Origin of the sequence: Pseudomonas soli (genome assembly GCF_021283165.2) — a bacterium.
GTDB lineage: Bacteria > Pseudomonadota > Gammaproteobacteria > Pseudomonadales > Pseudomonadaceae > Aquipseudomonas > Aquipseudomonas soli.
Genome location: NZ_CP128543.1, coordinates 189,784 through 205,612, shown reverse-complemented (window position 1 = coordinate 205,612; position 15,829 = coordinate 189,784). Strand labels below are relative to the sequence as shown.

General features: G+C 62.8%; 12 protein-coding genes. 2 read left to right on the top strand and 10 right to left on the bottom strand.

Going from position 1 to position 15,829, the window contains the following annotated elements; all coding sequences use genetic code 11:
* Positions 1-57 precede the first annotated feature (57 nt).
* The 6 genes from LU688_RS00860 to LU688_RS00835 all read right to left on the bottom strand — a co-directional run bounded on the left by LU688_RS00860 (position 58) and on the right by LU688_RS00835 (position 6,014).
* Entirely contained in the window at positions 58-1,476 is a 1,419-nt protein-coding gene (locus tag LU688_RS00860) for an efflux transporter outer membrane subunit (protein ID WP_094011622.1), read from the bottom strand.
* Complete coding sequence (locus LU688_RS00855) at positions 1,473-2,348, bottom strand: efflux RND transporter periplasmic adaptor subunit (RefSeq protein WP_094011623.1); 876 nt, start codon at positions 2,346-2,348, stop codon at positions 1,473-1,475. The genes LU688_RS00860 and LU688_RS00855 overlap by 4 nt, the downstream gene beginning before the upstream one ends.
* Positions 2,345-2,557, bottom strand: coding sequence for a DUF1656 domain-containing protein (locus tag LU688_RS00850; protein WP_011531590.1), 213 nt, complete (start codon positions 2,555-2,557; stop codon positions 2,345-2,347). The genes LU688_RS00855 and LU688_RS00850 overlap by 4 nt, the downstream gene beginning before the upstream one ends.
* On the bottom strand, positions 2,554-4,641 hold the full coding sequence (locus LU688_RS00845; protein WP_038707142.1) for an FUSC family protein: 2,088 nt from the start codon (positions 4,639-4,641) through the stop codon (positions 2,554-2,556). Before LU688_RS00845 ends, LU688_RS00850 begins: the two co-directional genes overlap by 4 nt.
* A complete protein-coding gene (locus LU688_RS00840) occupies positions 4,638-5,075 on the bottom strand; it encodes a MarR family winged helix-turn-helix transcriptional regulator (RefSeq protein WP_023630816.1) in 438 nt (145 codons plus the stop codon). Before LU688_RS00840 ends, LU688_RS00845 begins: the two co-directional genes overlap by 4 nt.
* 126 nt (positions 5,076-5,201) lie before the next feature.
* Complete coding sequence (locus LU688_RS00835; protein WP_094011624.1) at positions 5,202-6,014, bottom strand: tetratricopeptide repeat protein; 813 nt, start codon at positions 6,012-6,014, stop codon at positions 5,202-5,204.
* A 206-nt stretch (positions 6,015-6,220) separates the two neighbouring features.
* Here LU688_RS00835 and LU688_RS00830 point away from each other — a divergent pair, with 206 nt between their 5' ends.
* Positions 6,221-6,778: a WYL domain-containing protein gene (locus LU688_RS00830; protein ID WP_094011625.1), complete on the top strand. Its 558-nt coding sequence runs from the start codon at positions 6,221-6,223 to the stop codon at positions 6,776-6,778.
* 104 nt (positions 6,779-6,882) lie between these two features.
* Here LU688_RS00830 and LU688_RS00825 read toward each other — a convergent pair whose 3' ends face one another.
* Genes LU688_RS00825 through LU688_RS00815 form a run of 3 tightly spaced genes read right to left on the bottom strand, consistent with a single transcriptional unit; the run spans position 6,883 to position 11,788 of the window.
* A complete protein-coding gene (locus LU688_RS00825) occupies positions 6,883-8,241 on the bottom strand; it encodes an HlyD family type I secretion periplasmic adaptor subunit (RefSeq protein ID WP_031315213.1) in 1,359 nt (452 codons plus the stop codon).
* A 7-nt stretch (positions 8,242-8,248) separates the two neighbouring features.
* Positions 8,249-10,405, bottom strand: coding sequence for a type I secretion system permease/ATPase (locus LU688_RS00820; protein WP_038707141.1), 2,157 nt, complete (start codon positions 10,403-10,405; stop codon positions 8,249-8,251).
* 45 nt (positions 10,406-10,450) lie between these two features.
* Entirely contained in the window at positions 10,451-11,788 is a 1,338-nt protein-coding gene (locus LU688_RS00815) for a TolC family outer membrane protein (protein ID WP_094011626.1), read from the bottom strand.
* A gap of 469 nt (positions 11,789-12,257) precedes the next feature.
* Between LU688_RS00815 and LU688_RS00810 the strand changes: the two genes are divergently transcribed.
* Positions 12,258-14,384, top strand: coding sequence for a retention module-containing protein (locus LU688_RS00810; RefSeq protein WP_094011627.1), 2,127 nt, complete (start codon positions 12,258-12,260; stop codon positions 14,382-14,384).
* Positions 14,385-14,447: 63 nt separating this feature from the next.
* Here the strand turns inward: LU688_RS00810 and LU688_RS00805 are convergent, their stop codons facing one another.
* Positions 14,448-15,785, bottom strand: a complete 1,338-nt coding sequence (locus LU688_RS00805; RefSeq protein ID WP_094011628.1) for a TolC family outer membrane protein — start codon at positions 15,783-15,785, stop codon at positions 14,448-14,450.
* Positions 15,786-15,829 lie beyond the last annotated feature (44 nt).

Genomic DNA, 15,829 nt, shown 5'->3' with positions numbered 1-15,829 from the left:
AATGGGGGCTTCATAGGGGTTCGTGGGAGCGGCGATGCGTCGCTCCCACACTCTTCCTCAAGGTCTGGCACTGCTTTTCCAGCCGCCACCCAAGGCCAGGAACACGCCTATCTGCCCCATCGCCACCTGACTGTTGGCCGCCGCCAGCTGCGCCCGTGCATCGGTGTAGGTCCGCGTCGCTTGCAGATCCGCCAGGAACGACTCACGCCCCACCTGATAGCGCATGTGGGTCTGGTCCGCCGACTCCTTGGCGGAGCGCTCCGCCTCGGCCAGCGCGTCGCGCCGATCCAGCAGCGCGCTGTATTGCGCCAGGCGGGTCTGGGTTTCGCGAATGGCATTCAGTACCACCCCATCGAAATGTGCCAGCGCCGCTTGGGTCGAGGCCTCGGCCATGCGGATGCGCGCGCGGGTGCCGTTGGTGGGGATGGCCCAACTGACCTGCGGGCCGAAGCCCCAGCGGTTGGTGGCCGGCTCACCGAGGTTGTCGAGGATGCCGATGGTGCCCACCTGGGCGCCGATGCTGATATCCGGGTACAGCGCGCCGGTGGCCACACCGATGGTGGCAGTGGCTGCCGCCAGCTGGCGTTCGGCCTGACGCACATCCGGGCGGCGCTTGAGCAGAGCGGCGCCATCGCCGACCGGAACCAGTTGTGACAGCTGTGGCAGCTCGGCGCAATCGGCGGTGCCGGCAGGCAATTGCTCGACAGGCCTGGCCAGCAACGCGGCCAGCGTGTAGAGGCCCGCCTCGCGCTCGGCCTTGAAGCGCGGCAGCTCGGCGCGCAAGGACTTGAACTGGGTCTGCGACCGGGTGACCTGGCTCTCGTCGCCACGCCCGGCGTCGCGCAGACGCTGGGTCAGTTGCACGCTCTGCTGCTGCAGGTCCAGCGACTCGCGGGCGATGTGGTACTCCTCGTTGGCCGAGCACACCTGGGTGTACGCCTTGACCACATCGGCCACCAGGGTGATGCGCGCGGTGTCGGCGGCGGCTTGCACGGCATCGGCATTGGCCTTGGCGGCCTCGGTGCCGCGCTTGAAGGTGCCCCAAAGGTCGAACTGGTAGCTGGCGCTGATGATCGCCTCGCCAATGTTGGCAACCGGCACTTTCTCCGGCAGCAGGAACGCTTCGCCGGACTCCTGTAGGCGCTGGGCACCCAGCTTGACGCCACCATTGAAGCCACCCTGCGACTCGGCCACCTCCACCTGGGCGCGGGCCTTGGCGATGTTGGCGGCAGCCACGCGCAGCTCGGTGTTGGCGCCGAGCGCCTCGCGCACCAGCTGGTTGAGCCGTTGATCCTGGTACAGCTGCCACCAGTCCTCGGGCACTGGCGCCGAGACCACGCTATCGGCGTCCTGGCGCAGCGGGCCGTTGAGGTCGCCGCGCTGCACGGCGGCCTCCTTGGGCAGCTCGTAGTCCGGGCCGACCATCATGCAGGCGCCAAGGGACAGGCACAGCCCCGCCAGGATCAGCTGTTTCATGGGCGTTGGCCCTCTACGATCGACACCGTGGCGGTGCGCCCGGCGATCATGCGAAAGTCCGCCGGCACTTCGTCGAAGGTGATGCGTACCGGGATCCGCTGGGCCAGGCGCACCCAACTGAACGCCGGGTTGACGTTGGGCAGCAGGTTGGCGCCGCTGCTGCGGTCGCGGTCCTCGATACCGGCGGACAGGCTCTGCACTCGGCCGCGCAGGCGGGTGGGGTCGCCCATCACACGGATATCCACGGCGTCGCCGATATGGATCCCGCCCAGCTTGGTTTCCTCGAAATAGCCATCGACGTGATACGAGGCGCTGTCGACCACCGACAACACCGGGCGCCCGGCGCTGACGAACTCATGAGCGCGCGGGGCGCGGTCGTTGAGGTAGCCATCCACCGGGCTGCGCACCACCGAGCGGTCGAGGTTGAGCTGGGCGACATCCACCTGCACCTGGGCCTCGCTCACCGCCGAACGGGCGCGGGCCTCGCGCGACTGGCTCTCTTCCAACTGCTCGGCCGCCACCAGGTTGCCCAGCTTACGGTTGCGCTGGGCCTCGCGGGAGGCCTGGGCCAGGGTTTCCTGGCGTTCGGCCAGGGTTGCCTTGGCCTGGCGCAGGGCCAGGGTGAAACGGTCCTGGTCGATGGTGAACAGCACGTCACCGCGCTTGATGGTCTGGTTGTCGCGCACCTCGACCTGCTGGATCAGCCCGGAGACATCCGGGGCGATCTGGATCACGTCAGCGCGGATATGGCCGTCGCGGGTCCAGGGGGCGAACATGTAGTACACCACCATCTGCCACACGAGCACGGCGGCGAAGGTCACTACCAGCAAGGTCAGGACCACGCGGCCCAAGGTCAGCAAAGGTTTTTTCATGGCAGCATCAGGCTTCGGCAAAAGTGGTCCACCGCGCCAAGCAGCACGGCATACAGGGCAACGTTGAACAGCGCCCGGTGCCAGACCAGGCGGTAGAAATGCAGGCGCACCAGCACTGCGTGCACCCCCAGGTACAACAGGTAGGTGCCAAACATCATCACCAGCAGCGTGGGCAGGAACACCCCGCTGATATCCAGTTCACCGATCACAGGGGTGCTCCGTCGAGGCCCGGGGGCAGTTGCGTTTGTTCGGCGGGCTCGAGCATCACCTCGACACCTGGCAGCAGCGCCAGGCGCAAACCGGCCAGGGCGTGCAGCAGGTGGGTGCGGGCATCGCCGCGCTCGTAAAGCTCATCGAGGTTCAGCGCCAGGCGCGCGCGCTCCATGTTGCGCAGCAGTGCCGCCGGGGCATGCAGGCGCTCGCCGGCGCGCAGGCAGGCGGCATAGTGCGCGCCGACTTCCTCGATCACCGTCTGCAGGCGCTCGCGAGCCTGGGCGCCGGCGCGCGGCATGTACGCCAGCAGGTCGAGCAGATTCAGGCCCACGCGCAGGTCGCGCAAGGCCACGCCACTGTCCTGGCCGGTCTGCGACAGGCGAGGCAGGTGCTGCATCAGGCGGTCGAGCATCTGCACGCCGACCTGGCGGTGCTCGGCCAGGGTGGCCGGCGCGGTCATCTCGACAATGTCGCGCCAGGCGAAGCGGGTCATGCGCTTGGCCGCCAGTTCCACGCCGAACGGGCGTACCACCAGGGTCCAGATGAAGGCGAACAGCAGCCCCACGGGACCGGCCAGGTTGGAATTGAGGAAGGTGAAAAAGTCAGCGTCGTAGGCACCCTGGATGCTGATGAAGGTCGAGGTGTTGACGATGGTCAGCAAGGTGCCGAGGTAGAAGCGCGGCTGCACGGTCAGGGTGCCGACGCAGATGAACGGCACGGCAAACGCCAGCACCAGCATGGCGAAATCATGCAGGTTGGGCAGCACCAGGAACAGGTACAGGCTGGAGAAGATCACCGACATCAGCGTCCAGAAGAAGAACCGGTAGATCTGCGGCGCCGGGTCGTCCATGGCGGCGAAGAAACTGCACGACACGGCGGCGAGGATCACCGCGCTGGCGCCGTCGTTCCAGCCAAGGCCGATCCACAGGCCGCAGGCGACGACGATGGCGGTGACGGTGGAAAACACCGAGTAGAGCATCAGGCCGCGATCGAAGAACGGCGTCAGCCGGCCCAGGCGCCAGTGACGATAGACCGCGCGCCAGGGCGTGGCGTCGTCCTTGCGCAGGGCGTGCTGCAGGCTGCAGCAGTCCTGCCAGAGGTCGGCCCATTCGGTCAGGCGATAGAGGGCGTTGGACAGCAGCAGCTCGGCGCGCTGGTCGAGGGCGGCGGCGCCCGGCTGCAGGCGGTCGATCTGCTCGTGCAGGGCGGTCCAGCGTGCCACCGAGGCGCTGTCGGCGGTGCCTTCGAGCCATTTACGGGCGCTGTCCAGCACCGGTTGCAGCAAGGCGAACTGCGCCGGGGCACGACCTTCAAGGGCGATCAGGGCATCGTCGAGCGCGTCGATCACCGGCAGCAGATGGATCATCCGCCCGCGCAATTCGCGGGCGTTCTTCAAGGTATGCGGGCCGGCGCCTTCATGGCCGAGCTGGCCGATCATCAGCTCCAGCGAGTTGAAGGTGGCGACCATCGCGCCACGCATGCCGCCGACCTTGTCGGCGCCGGCTTCGCGGGCCAGGTAGGTGTCGCAGTAGCGAATCGCTTCGCCGAACCAGCTGCCGGTGGCGCCGACCACCACAGGTGCCAGCCGGCGCGGCCAGAACACCGCGCCAACCACCGCCGCGCAGACGATTCCCAGGCAGATTTCCTGGGCCCTGGACGAGGCCACGTCAAACACTGCCAGCGGGTTATCGACCACCGCCAGGGCGATCATCGGCAGGGTGTAGCCGGCCAGCATCAGCACGTAGTTGTTGGCCGTGCGCAGGTTCAGCGAGAGGAACAGCAACGTGCCGGTCCACAGGGCGATGGCGATGCTCAGCAGCAGCGGCGATTGCACCAGCGGTGGCACCAGCAGGATCGCCCCGCCAGCGCCCAGCAAGGTGCCCAGGGCGCGGTACAGCGCCTTGGATGTGGTCGGGCCGAGGAATGGGCTGGAGACGATATAGACCGTGGCCATGGCCCAGTACGGGCGCGGCAGCTGCATCAGCAGGGCGATATACAGGGCAATCATCGAGGCGGCGAAGGTGCGCACGCCGTAGAACCAGTCGCGGGCAGGCGGGACCGAGCTGAAGAAGCCACTCATGGCTGCAGGCCTGCCTGTTCGAAGGCATGGATGACCCGCAAGGTGGCCTCCAGGTCGGCCTGGTCTATGCCTCCAAGCACCTCACGACGCAGGCGCACCAGCTCGCCTTCGATGGACTCGGCCAGGGCGCGGCCCTCGACGGTCAGGCTCAGCGCCTTGGCACGACGGTCCAGCGGATCCTCGCTGCGGCATACCAGGCCAGCCTTGCACAGCTGGTCGAGCAGGCGCACCAGCGACGGGCTTTCCAACCCGGCCGCCTGGGCCACCGCCACCTGATGCACGCCATCGCCCAGGCGCACGATCATCAGCAAGGGGACGGCGCAGGCTTCGGAAATACCGTAGCCGGTCAGGGCGCCCTGGCACAGGCGGCGCCAGTGCCGGGCAGCCACAACCATGCCGCTGCTGATTTTCAGGTGCAGTGCGTCGAGGGACATGTGAGAACCGAGGATATTCATAGTTTGCTAACTATCAATATACGCCCTGCCCTCCCCCTGTCGTCAACCGCAGGTGACGGAGGGAAAACATGAAAGGTTGTTCATGATCCCGGCAGGCGCGCTGCGCTAAGGCTGGATCTGGTCTTCCAGCTTCATGGTCAGTGCCAGCGTGCTGCCCAGTTGGATTGCCTGGTCGCGCCAGCCCAGGTAGCGCGCCGCGTCGCGGCTGCTGAAATGCACAGCCAGCTCCTCGGCGGCCTGCATCACCCCGGTTGCCGCCGCCAACTCCAGCCAGTACAGACCGGCCTTGATATCGGCCTCGACGTACAGGCCGTGCAGCAGTCGGTACCCCACTTCGAAGCGGCAGCGCTTCTCGCCACGCTCGGCGCCACGCAGAAACCATTGGTAAGCCTCGAGAGGGTCGACCTGCCACTCCTGTTCGCCGTCGCACACCTCTTCCTCGTACAGATCGCCCAGCGCCGCAGCGGCATGCACCATGCCCCGCTCGAAAGCATGGCGGTAGTATTCGGCCGCGTTAACGTAGGAAACATCGACGCCCTTGCCGAAGTATTGCTGCTGGCCGAGGTTGAACCAGGCGGCAGCGTTGCCCTGCAACGCCGCCATGCGCAACAGGTGCCCCGCCAGCACCGTGTCGCCGCGCCAGTACTTGCCATTGAGCCAGACCCAGCCCAGGTCGTTGAGCGCCGCGACATTGCCCAGCAGGGCCTGGCGGCAGAGGTCGTGGTAGACCGCCTGCAGGTCGACTGCCTCGTCCAGGCGGTCGATCAGGCCAAAGCGCTCGCCGCTCAGGGCCTGTTGGGCGGGCATGCCGACCCCGGCGAACAGCCGGTGGCGCTGCCCCGGGCGAGCCGGCGCCGGGACGATCCGCTCCGGTAGAAGCCGGGCAAGCAGCGAGTGGATATTGCTGGCGGCAGACATGTTCATCCTCATTGAACGACCCACAGCTCCAACCTCCACTGTGATGAGGCGTGATTCTGCGCGATGCCACGACAAAACCTGTCGCGAACGAATTGATCCCAGGCAACCAATTGCATCTTCCTTGATCTGAGCAGGCTGTGGCCAATTGCCATGCCCTGCACGTGCCGCCATCCTATGCCCGCAAGCCTAGACAAGGACGTTTCCTTTTGCCGTTCGCCACCACCCGTGCCACCCTCAGCCGCCAATGGGCATTGCTGCGCCAGTTGCCCAGCCGCTCCCCCGGGATCACCAGTGCCGAACTGGTGTGGCGCCTGCGTGACGTGGGCTTCAATGTCAGCAAACGCACGGTCGAGCGCGACCTCAACGAGCTGTCGCTGATCTTTCCACTGGAGCGCAATGACAAGAGCATCCCGTTCGGCTGGCACTGGTCGGCCAACGCCGGCGGGGAGTTACGCGGAAATTTCGACCTGCAGGGGTATCTGCGCGGCGATACTTTGCAGCCTGGACAAGGTCAGGGCATCGAACTGCAGGCGTGGATCAGCGATTTGCTGGCCCGCCGCCTGCGCGAGACACCGCTGAGCGCGGATATGCGGTTGACCGCCCTGGATCAGGGGCACCGACTGCGAGCGACGGTGGCGGACGGTTGGCCCTTGCGCTGGTGGTTGCTGAGCCAGGGCGATGGACTGGTGGTGGAAGCGCCGCAGACGCTACGTGAAGAGATTGCACGGACATTGGTCAACGCGGCGGCGCAATATCTGGAATGACTGACTGCCCCACCATGGCATCGGACCAAGCAACATCTCTGCTTGCACTTACGCCATCGCGGGCGCAGCCCGCACACAAGCACTGCTGATGCCCCTTGAGGCGATCAGCGCTCACGCAGCGCTTCGCTGCGCGCCTTGATGATCGGCTTGAGCAGGTAGCTCATGATGGTCTTCTTGCCGGTCATGATGTCTACCGTCGCCACCATTCCCGGGATGATCAGCAGCGGCTTCTCGTCGCTGCCCAGGTGGCTCTTCTCGGTGCGCAGCTTGATCAAGTAGTAGGTGGTCTTCTTGTCTTCGTCGGTGATGGTATCAGCGCCGATCTGCTCCAGCTTGGCCTTCATCCCGCCATAGATGGTGTAGTCATAGGCTGTGAACTTGACCGTGGCTTCCTGGCCTGGATGCAGGAAGGCGATATCCTTGGGCAGGATCTTCGCCTCGATCACCAAGGTATCGTCCAGCGGCACGATCTCGATGATGTCGCTGCCCGGTTGGATCACTCCACCGATGGTGTTGACCAGCAACTGCTTGACGATACCTCGCACTGGCGAAGTGACCATGGTGCGGTGCACGCGGTCATCCAGCGCCTTGCTGGTGGCGGTGGCCTTGTTCAGCTCGGTGCGGGCCTCGTTGAGCTGGGTCAGCGCCTCGCTGCGGAACTTGCCGCGGGTCTCCTCGATCTTGCTCTCGACCTCCTTGATCGCCGCCTCGGCCCGCGGGATAGCAAGGGCGGTGGAGTCCATCTGCCCACGGTTCTCAACCTCGGCCCGGCGCAGCCGCAGCACCTCGACCTGAGAGATAGCGCCTTGGGCCACCAACGGCTCGGACATGGCGATCTCCTGGCGCAGCAGCTGCAGGCTGTTGGCGTACTGGGCGCGCTTGGAGTTGAACTCGCGTAGCTCTTGTTGCTTTTGCACGAGTTGCTGTTGCAGACCGCCAATCTCGTCCTGCAGCTGCTGACGCCGACTCAGGTACAGCGACTGCTCGTTGGCCGCCTGGCTTGGGGCGGCTTTGCGCAGTTCCTCGTCAATCTGCAGCGGCTTGTCCTCGACCTCGGCGTTCAGACGCTGCACACGCAGAGCCATGGCCAAGCGCGAGGCCTCGGTCTCGTCGACGTTGGAGGCAAAGCGGGTCTCGTCCAGGCGCAGCAGCGGCTGGCCGACTTCGACGATCTCCCCCTCCTTGGCGAAGATCTCGGCAACGATGCCACCTTCAAGGTTTTGGATTTTCTGCACCTTGGATGACGGGATGGCCTTGCCCTCCCCACGGGTCACCTCGTCGATGGGCGCGACGCTGGCCCAGACGATGAGAAACAAGAAGAACGCGATCACGCCCCAGATGGTCAGACGCACCACTCGCGGCGCGTCCTCGATCAGCGCCTTGTTGACCTCGGGCAGCGGCTGCCCGGCCAGCGACTCGGAGCCCTTGAAGTAGCGGCGCAGGTTGTCCTTGAAACGCCCCATATCCAGCTTATGCAACACTGATCTGCCCCTTCTTCAGCGCATCCATGACGGCGGCTTTCGGGCCATCCGCGACGATCTGTCCACGATCGATGACGATCAATCGATCCACCAGCGACAGCAGCGACGCCCGGTGGGTAACCAGCAGCACGGTCTTGTTCTCGACCACTGCGGCGAGGCGCTGCTTGAGCCGCTCCTCGCCGGTGTTGTCCATGGCGCTCGTGGGCTCGTCGAGCAGCAGAATCTGCGGGTTGAGCAACAACGCACGACCCAGAGCGACGTTCTGCCGCTGGCCACCGGAAAGATTTTGGCCGCGCTCGCCGACCTGCAATTCGTAGCCGTCGGGGTGCAGGCGGGCGAACTCGTGCACGCCGGCCAGTTCCGCGGCCTGGAGAATCAGCTCGTCCTCGATGTAGCGGGCGCCGCTGACCAGGTTGTCGCGCAGGGTGCCGGCCAACAGCTGGATGTCCTGGGGCACGTAGCCGATGTTATGGCGCAGTTCGCTGACGTCGATCTGGCGGATATCCACGCCATCGACCAGCAGCGAGCCGTTATCTGGTTCGTACAGGCCGACGATCAGCTTGGCCAGGGAGCTCTTGCCCGAACCACTGCGACCGATGATGCCAACCTTCTCACCCGGACGGATATTCAGGTTGATGCCCTTGAGCGCCTGGTTCTGCTGGTTTGGATAGGTGAACTCGACGCCGCGGAACTCGATCGCGCCCTGCAGCACCTGACGGCTCAGCGGACGCTCTTCGAAATTGCGCTCCTGGGGCAACTCCATCATCTGGTCGGTGGCAACCATGGTCACCTTGGCTTGCTGATAGCGGGCCAGCAGGCCGTTCAGCGAGCCCAGTGGGCCAAGGGCCCGACCGCTGAGCATGTAGCAGGCCACCAGGCCACCCATGCTGAGATTGCCGTCGATGATCAGGTAGACGCCCACGCAGATCATGGCCACGCCCGCCAATTGCTGGACCAGCGCGGTAATGTTCATGGCCAGGCCCGACAGCACCTTCACCCGCAGTTCCAGTCGGCTTAAGGTGCCTAGGGTCTGCTCCCACATGTACTGACGCTCACTCTCGGCGTTGTTGACCTTGATCCCGTCCAGTCCGGCCAGGGTCTCGATCAAGCTCGACTGCCGCTCGGAGGCCAAAGCCATGGTGCGTTCCATGGTCGCCATCAGCGGTTTCTGCAAGGCGTAGCCAATACCCAAGGCAAGGGGGAACGCCAGGATCGGAATCCATACAAGGTGCCCCCCGATGATGGCGATGACCACCAGGATTAGCAGAGTAAACGGTAGGTCGATCAGGCTGGTCAGTGTCAACGAGGCAAGAAAGTCACGCAGGCCCTGAAACTCATGGATGTTCTGGGCGAAGCTGCCGACCCGCGCCGGCCGGTACTTCATGGCCATGCCGACGATACGCTCGAACAGCGTCGCCGATATGATCAGGTCGGTCTTCTTGCCGGCCAGGTCCAGGCACAGGCTGCGTAGTCCTTTGAGGATCAGGTCGAACACATAGGCCCCGGCGATACCCACCGCCAGCACCCACAGGGTCGAGGTGGCCTGGTTGGGCACCACGCGGTCATAGACGTTCATCACGAACAGCGGCGCTGCCAGGGCGATCAGGTTGATCACCAGGCTCGCGGCGATGGCATCGATGTACAGCCATTTGCTGCGCAGCAGCGTGTCGCGGAACCAGGAGCGCGCGCGAGGGATCAGGTTGCCGTGGTTGACGTCGAACTTGTGCTGGGGCTGGGCGAAGAACACCTTGCCGCTATAGTCGCCCAGCAACGCCTCACGGGTGACATGCACTTCGCCGCCGTCGCTTTCGCTGAGCAGCAGCCGCGCGGTGTCTTCATTTTCCCAGCCCAGCAGCACCGCGCAGCGGCCTTCCTTGAGCAGCAGCATCGCCGGCATGGCGATGCTGGGTATCTGCTCCAGCTTGCGCTGCAACAGGCGCCCCTGCAGCCCGGCCCGTGCGGCCGCACGCGGCAGCAACTCGGCGGTCAGGCGTTGTGAGGGCAAGGGCAGCCCGGTGGTCAGCATGGCCCGGCTGGCGGGTTTCTGATGCAGGACACACAGGGTCAGCAGACTGTCCAGCAGCGGGTCGTCATGCTGACTGCGTGGATCGTGGCTGAGTTGGACTCGACTGACTTCGGATTCCACGCGGCGCTCTCTTCATCCTTGCGGGGGGTGGGTTCAAGGCGCCTTTCAGTTCATGCCTGGCAGGTTCACCTTGGGTTTCAGGTCGTTCTGCACAACGGTGGCCATCGGGGCTACAACACCCTGGCTCTTGAGCAGTTGGCCAATGGTCGCCTTGATTCGGTACTGAGTAAACATTTGTATGTTCTTCACTTCCACCAGACGACGCTGGGCGGTGAAGGTTTCATTCTCGCTGTCGAGCAAGTCGAGCAGGGTTCGCTCGCCCAGGCCGAACTGCTGCTGGTAGGCGCTGCGCACCCGCTTGCTGTGATCGACGTACTGCTGGGCGATCGGCACCTGGGTGTTGGCGTTGTCCAGAGCATTCCATGCCAAGCCTAACTCCTCATTGAGTTGGCGCAAGGCGTTGTTACGAATGTCCAGTGCCTGGTTGGCCAGGTACGACTTCGATTCCAGGTCCGCCTTGTTGCTGCCGCCTGCGTACAGGTTGAAGTTCATGCGCAGCATCGCCTGCCACTCGTTGTTGTGGCCGGTCGCACCGTCTAGGTTGTTGGCTACCGTTCGTCCAATTTCGGCATCGAAGCGCGGATAGAACGTGGACTTTGCCGCTTCGTATTGTTTTTCGGCGGCGGCGATGTCCGACTCGGCCGAACGCAGAATCGGACTGTTCTTGATCAACTGATGACGGGCCTCCTCAAGGGTGGCCGGCAGCAGGTCCAGAAATGGCGCAGGCATGCTTAATTCGTCGGGCATCTGCCCGACGACGCTCAGGTAATTGATATTGGCATCAGCCAGGTTGGTCTGCTCGGTGGTCAGGTTGTTGCGGGCCTGGGCCAGGCGCGCCTCGGCCTGGTCGAGGTCGGCAAGACGGCCGACGCCACGGCTGGTTCGCAACTTGATCTGGTCAAGGATGCGTTCGTGGTTTCGCAGGTTATCTTCGGCCAGGCGCACCATCTCCCGGCGCGACAGCACATCGAGGTAGACCTGGGCAACTGTCAGCGCGGTGCGCTCAGAGGTGCCCAGCAGGGAGTAGGCGCGAGCGTTGACGGTAGCCTGTTGACGCCCGACCTCACTGGAAGTGGCGAAGCCGTCGAAGACCATCTGCCGCAGGCGGATCGCCGATTCGCCACGGTTGAGCGTCTCCCAGCGATTGCGGGTGCCTGGGCTGTCGCTGCCCTCGCGGCCATAGCCGGCGGTCACTTCGACCCGCGGCAAATAGCCGCCTTGGGCTGCACGCAATTGATGGTCCACAGCCGCGCGTGCGTTCACGCCGGCCTGGATTTCCGGGTGCACCTCAAGGGTTTTCTGCATGGCTTCGGGCAACGTCTGGGCTTGAACAAGCGTAGTGATGAAAGTGAAAGGTAGAGCGGCGAACAAGAACACACGCATTCAACTGATTCCCGGAAAAATACTGTCACGACTATAAGAGCTAATTCCTCCTAACCTTTTAAGATGAAAGCTCACTTGTAGCAGTAGGAATATTTACCCAATCATGTACGGCATGTAGGAATACTCTTCAGAAACACGATTTCCGATATGAAGTGCAAAAATTATTGATTAGCATCATCCGAAACATGCCAAGGACTCAGGCAAACCCTAGGGGCATAGTCAGGCCTAGGGTTATCACGAATAGTTGTCGCGCGGCGATCAGGCAAGGCAAAAAAAGGCGAAGAGCGGTCGGGCCGTGCTCGAACCTACAGGCTGTAAAAGTTCAACTCGAGCCTATTTCAACGCAGCATGCCCATCGAGCAGGCAAAGCCTAAAGCTTGCGCCACATATTCAAGCACACCAAGCCCAAGTGACATAACCACATGGCCGCCACTATGGCAGACCCCTGCATAAAAGTTTGGAGAGTTAAATGAGCACTGTTGCCGCCATCGTAAAAAGCCTTGTTGGCCAGGTTATCGCAGTTTCTCCAGAGGGTATCCAGCGTATATTGATCGAAGGCGACCGCTTGCTTGCCGGAGAGCAACTCGACACTGGCATCGGCGGCTCGGTGACCCTTGAACTGGCCGATGGTCGCATCTTCGAACTGGGTGGCGACACCCGGTGGACCGGCACTCCTCCAGGCAGCAGCGACCTCAGCACAGCCGCATCGTCGAGCGAAGCACTGCAGCAAACCACCACGGTGGGCGCAGACGCGACTATCGAATTCGATATCCCAATCGTCGCCCCAAACGCCCCTGATGACGGTGGCCACAGCAGCGTCATGCTAGAAGAAACCGCAGGGATGGTTGCCCCGAGAATCGGCTTCCCAACCGATACTGGCACGCCATCGAGTTGTAGCGATCTCCACGAATCCCCTGGCAATGCATATACCTCAGGCGCTCGGGCGCTCAACACGATCCATGCACCTAACGCGACGTCATCCTTTACTGATCAGCCGCAGGCCTACGTCGGCATCAATCTGAACGAGGGAGATGACACCTACGCCCTCACCGCTGATCACAATATCGTTGTGGCAGACATTGCGGGCTGGCGTGTCCTGCCCGGGCAGAACTACAACCTTGCGTTCATCGTGGACACCTCTGCCAGTATGAAAGAAGAAGGCGTCGGTGCAGCGAAAAAGTCTCTCGAGACAGTGTTCAAGGTATTGGCCGCCAGCGCCCAGAGCGCCCACTCAGGCAGCGTGAACATCCTCCTGGTGGACTTCTCCTCCAACGTCAACAGCATCGTTTCGGTTACCCTGAACGAAGAAGGCTTAAAGCAATTGCTCGATGCCTTGAACACCCTCAAACCGGGAGAGGGCGATAACGCTGGCACAAACTATGAAGATGCATTCAAGACAACTGCCAATTGGTTCAATAATCTCCAGAGTGCTGGCAGCTGTGCCAGTAACCAGACGTTCTTCCTCACCGATGGCGTACCAACCCATTATCAAGAAGAGCGCATCAACCCGATACTGGGTGACTCAGGCACTACTCTGGATAGTTTCCTGAGCACTATAGATTATCAGAAGGGCATGACATACAACGGCCACCTTGGCAGCGGCACTTCCACTATAAATATCGATAGCGATGGCAGCCTGACGCTGAGCTATTACAGCGATAAAACATGGAAGCATGAGCCACTTGGGAAATTGTACGCAAATGGCCATGGCGGTTACGAACTGTCTACTGTCGTACATGAAAACCCAAAGCAGGGCCCTAACTCCCTCCTCAACGCACTTGCCAGCTTCGAACTGCTGAAAGACCTGTCCAATGTCGAGGCCATCGGCATAAATGACAGTATCCAGCTTGTGGAACTGAACCCTTTTGATTCCGACGGCGTGCCGCAGGCCAATATCGACCCGAGCAAGCTGGCCGAGGCTATCTTCGGAACCACCGAGTCTGTCCGACCGGGTAACGATACCGTCAATGGTGGTGGCGGCAACGACATTCTTTTCGGCGACCTGATCACCTTCGACGGCATCGCCAGCGCTGGTGTTCATGCAATTCAAGATTACGTCGCCGACAAATTGAACATGCCGGTGAATGCTGTAAATACCGAAACCATGCACAATTTCATCACCGAGCACAGCGCCGAATTTAACGTTTCGGGCAGAAATGATGGAGCCGACACACTGCTGGGCGGTGCTGGCCAGGACATTATCTTCGGCCAGGGTGGCGACGATCACATAGAGGGTGGCAAAGGTGACGACGTGCTGATCGGAGGCAAAGGGGCCGATACCTTCGTGTGGAGGGCCGGCGACGAAGGTAACGATGTGATCCGGGACTTCAACGTCCAGGAAGGCGACCGACTCGACCTGCGCGATCTGCTACAGAGTGAGGAGGACATTGCCATCGACAACTTCCTCAGAATCACCACTGTCGACGGCGAGACCACGCTACAGGCGAGCAGCGACGGCAAACTGAACGCTGCCGGCGGCTTGGCAAATGCCGATGTCAGCATCAAGCTCGAGGGTGTCAACTGGTCGAACACCACGATCCAGTCACTGATCAGCGGTGCCGATCCGACCATCAAGGTCGACCATTCCAACAGCTGAACCCGCTCCAACCAACGGCCTGCAGCCACCGTCGGAAGGAGCCAGGGATACTCAAGACTTCCCTCAGTTCATGCCCGGCAGGTTCACCTTGGGCCTCAGGTCGTTCTGCACAACCGTCGCCATCGGCGCGACGACACCCTGGCTCTTGAGCAGCTGGCCGATGGTCGCCTTGATTCGGTACTGAGTAAACATTTGTATGTTCTTCACCTCCACCAGGCGGCGCTGGGCGGTGAAGGTTTCATTCTCGCTGTCGAGCAAGTCGAGCAGGGTTCGCTCGCCCAGGCCGAACTGCTGCTGATAGGCGCTGCGCACCCGGTTGCTGTGATCGACGTACTGCTGGGCGATCGGCACCTGGGCGTTGGCGTTTTCCAGAGCATTCCATGCCAGGCCTAACTCCTCATTGAGCTGTCGCAAGGCGTTGTTGCGGATGTCCAGTGCCTGGTTGGCCAGATACGACTTCGATTCCAGGTCCGCCTTGTTGCTGCCGCCGGCGTACAGGTTGAAGTTCATGCGCAGCATGGCCTGCCATTCGTTGTTGTGGCCGACCGCGCCGTCGAGGTTGTTGTCGGCCGTTCGTCCGAGTTCGGCATCGAAACGTGGATAGAACGTAGACTTTGCCGCTTCGTATTGCTTCTCGGCAGCCGCGATGTCCGACTCGGCCGAACGCAGGATCGGGCTCTCTTCGACCAACTGGTGGCGAGCTTCATCGAGGGTCGCCGGCAACAGGTCGACAAATGGCGCGGGCGTGCTTAACTCGTCGGGCATTTGCCCGACGACGCTCAGGTAGTTGGTGTTGGCATCGGCCAGGTTGGTCTGCTCGGTGATCAGGTTGTTGCGGGCCTGGGCCTGGCGCGCTTCGGCCTGGTCGAGGTCGGCCATGCGGCCTACGCCACGGCTGGTGCGCAACTTGATCTGGTCGAGGATACGATCGTGGTTGCGCAGGTTTTCTTCGGCCAGGCGCACCATCTCACGGCGCGATAGCACGTCCAGGTAGACCTGGGCGACGGTCAGCGCGGTGCGCTCGGAGGTCCCCAGCAGGGAGTAGGCACGTGCGTTGACGGTGGCTTGTTGACGCCCGACCTCGCTGGAGGTGGCAAAACCGTCAAAGACCATTTGCCGCAGGCGGATCGCCGATTCGCCACGGTTGAGCGTCTCCCAGCGGTTGCGGGTGCTTGGGCTGTCGGTGCCCTCGCGGCCATAACCGGCCGTCACATCGACCCGCGGCAAATAGCCGCCCTGGGCTGCACGCAGTTGATAGTCCGCGGCCGTGCGCGCGTTCACGCCGGCCTGGATTTCCGGGTGTACCTCGAGGGCCTTCTGCATGGCTTCGGGCAAGGTTTGTGCTTGAACGAAAGAGGCGGCGAGAGCGAAAGGAAGAGCGGTGAACAGTGACGCACGCATTTTTACTGGTTCCCGAGAGAGCTGTTGTCCCAAATCACAGCCGA

What these genes read in the sequence shown, in the direction of transcription:
- LU688_RS00810 (WP_094011627.1), top strand. Translation starts at nt 12,258, where the DNA reads ATGAGCACTGTTGCCGCCATCGTAAAAAGCCTTGTTGGCCAGGTTATC.
- LU688_RS00815 (WP_094011626.1), bottom strand. Translation starts at nt 11,788, where the DNA reads ATGCGTGTGTTCTTGTTCGCCGCTCTACCTTTCACTTTCATCACTACG.
- LU688_RS00845 (WP_038707142.1), bottom strand. Translation starts at nt 4,641, where the DNA reads ATGAGTGGCTTCTTCAGCTCGGTCCCGCCTGCCCGCGACTGGTTCTAC.
- LU688_RS00805 (WP_094011628.1), bottom strand. Translation starts at nt 15,785, where the DNA reads ATGCGTGCGTCACTGTTCACCGCTCTTCCTTTCGCTCTCGCCGCCTCT.
- LU688_RS00840 (WP_023630816.1), bottom strand. Translation starts at nt 5,075, where the DNA reads ATGTCCCTCGACGCACTGCACCTGAAAATCAGCAGCGGCATGGTTGTG.
- LU688_RS00835 (WP_094011624.1), bottom strand. Translation starts at nt 6,014, where the DNA reads ATGTCTGCCGCCAGCAATATCCACTCGCTGCTTGCCCGGCTTCTACCG.
- LU688_RS00860 (WP_094011622.1), bottom strand. Translation starts at nt 1,476, where the DNA reads ATGAAACAGCTGATCCTGGCGGGGCTGTGCCTGTCCCTTGGCGCCTGC.
- LU688_RS00855 (WP_094011623.1), bottom strand. Translation starts at nt 2,348, where the DNA reads ATGAAAAAACCTTTGCTGACCTTGGGCCGCGTGGTCCTGACCTTGCTG.
- LU688_RS00825 (WP_031315213.1), bottom strand. Translation starts at nt 8,241, where the DNA reads ATGGGGCGTTTCAAGGACAACCTGCGCCGCTACTTCAAGGGCTCCGAG.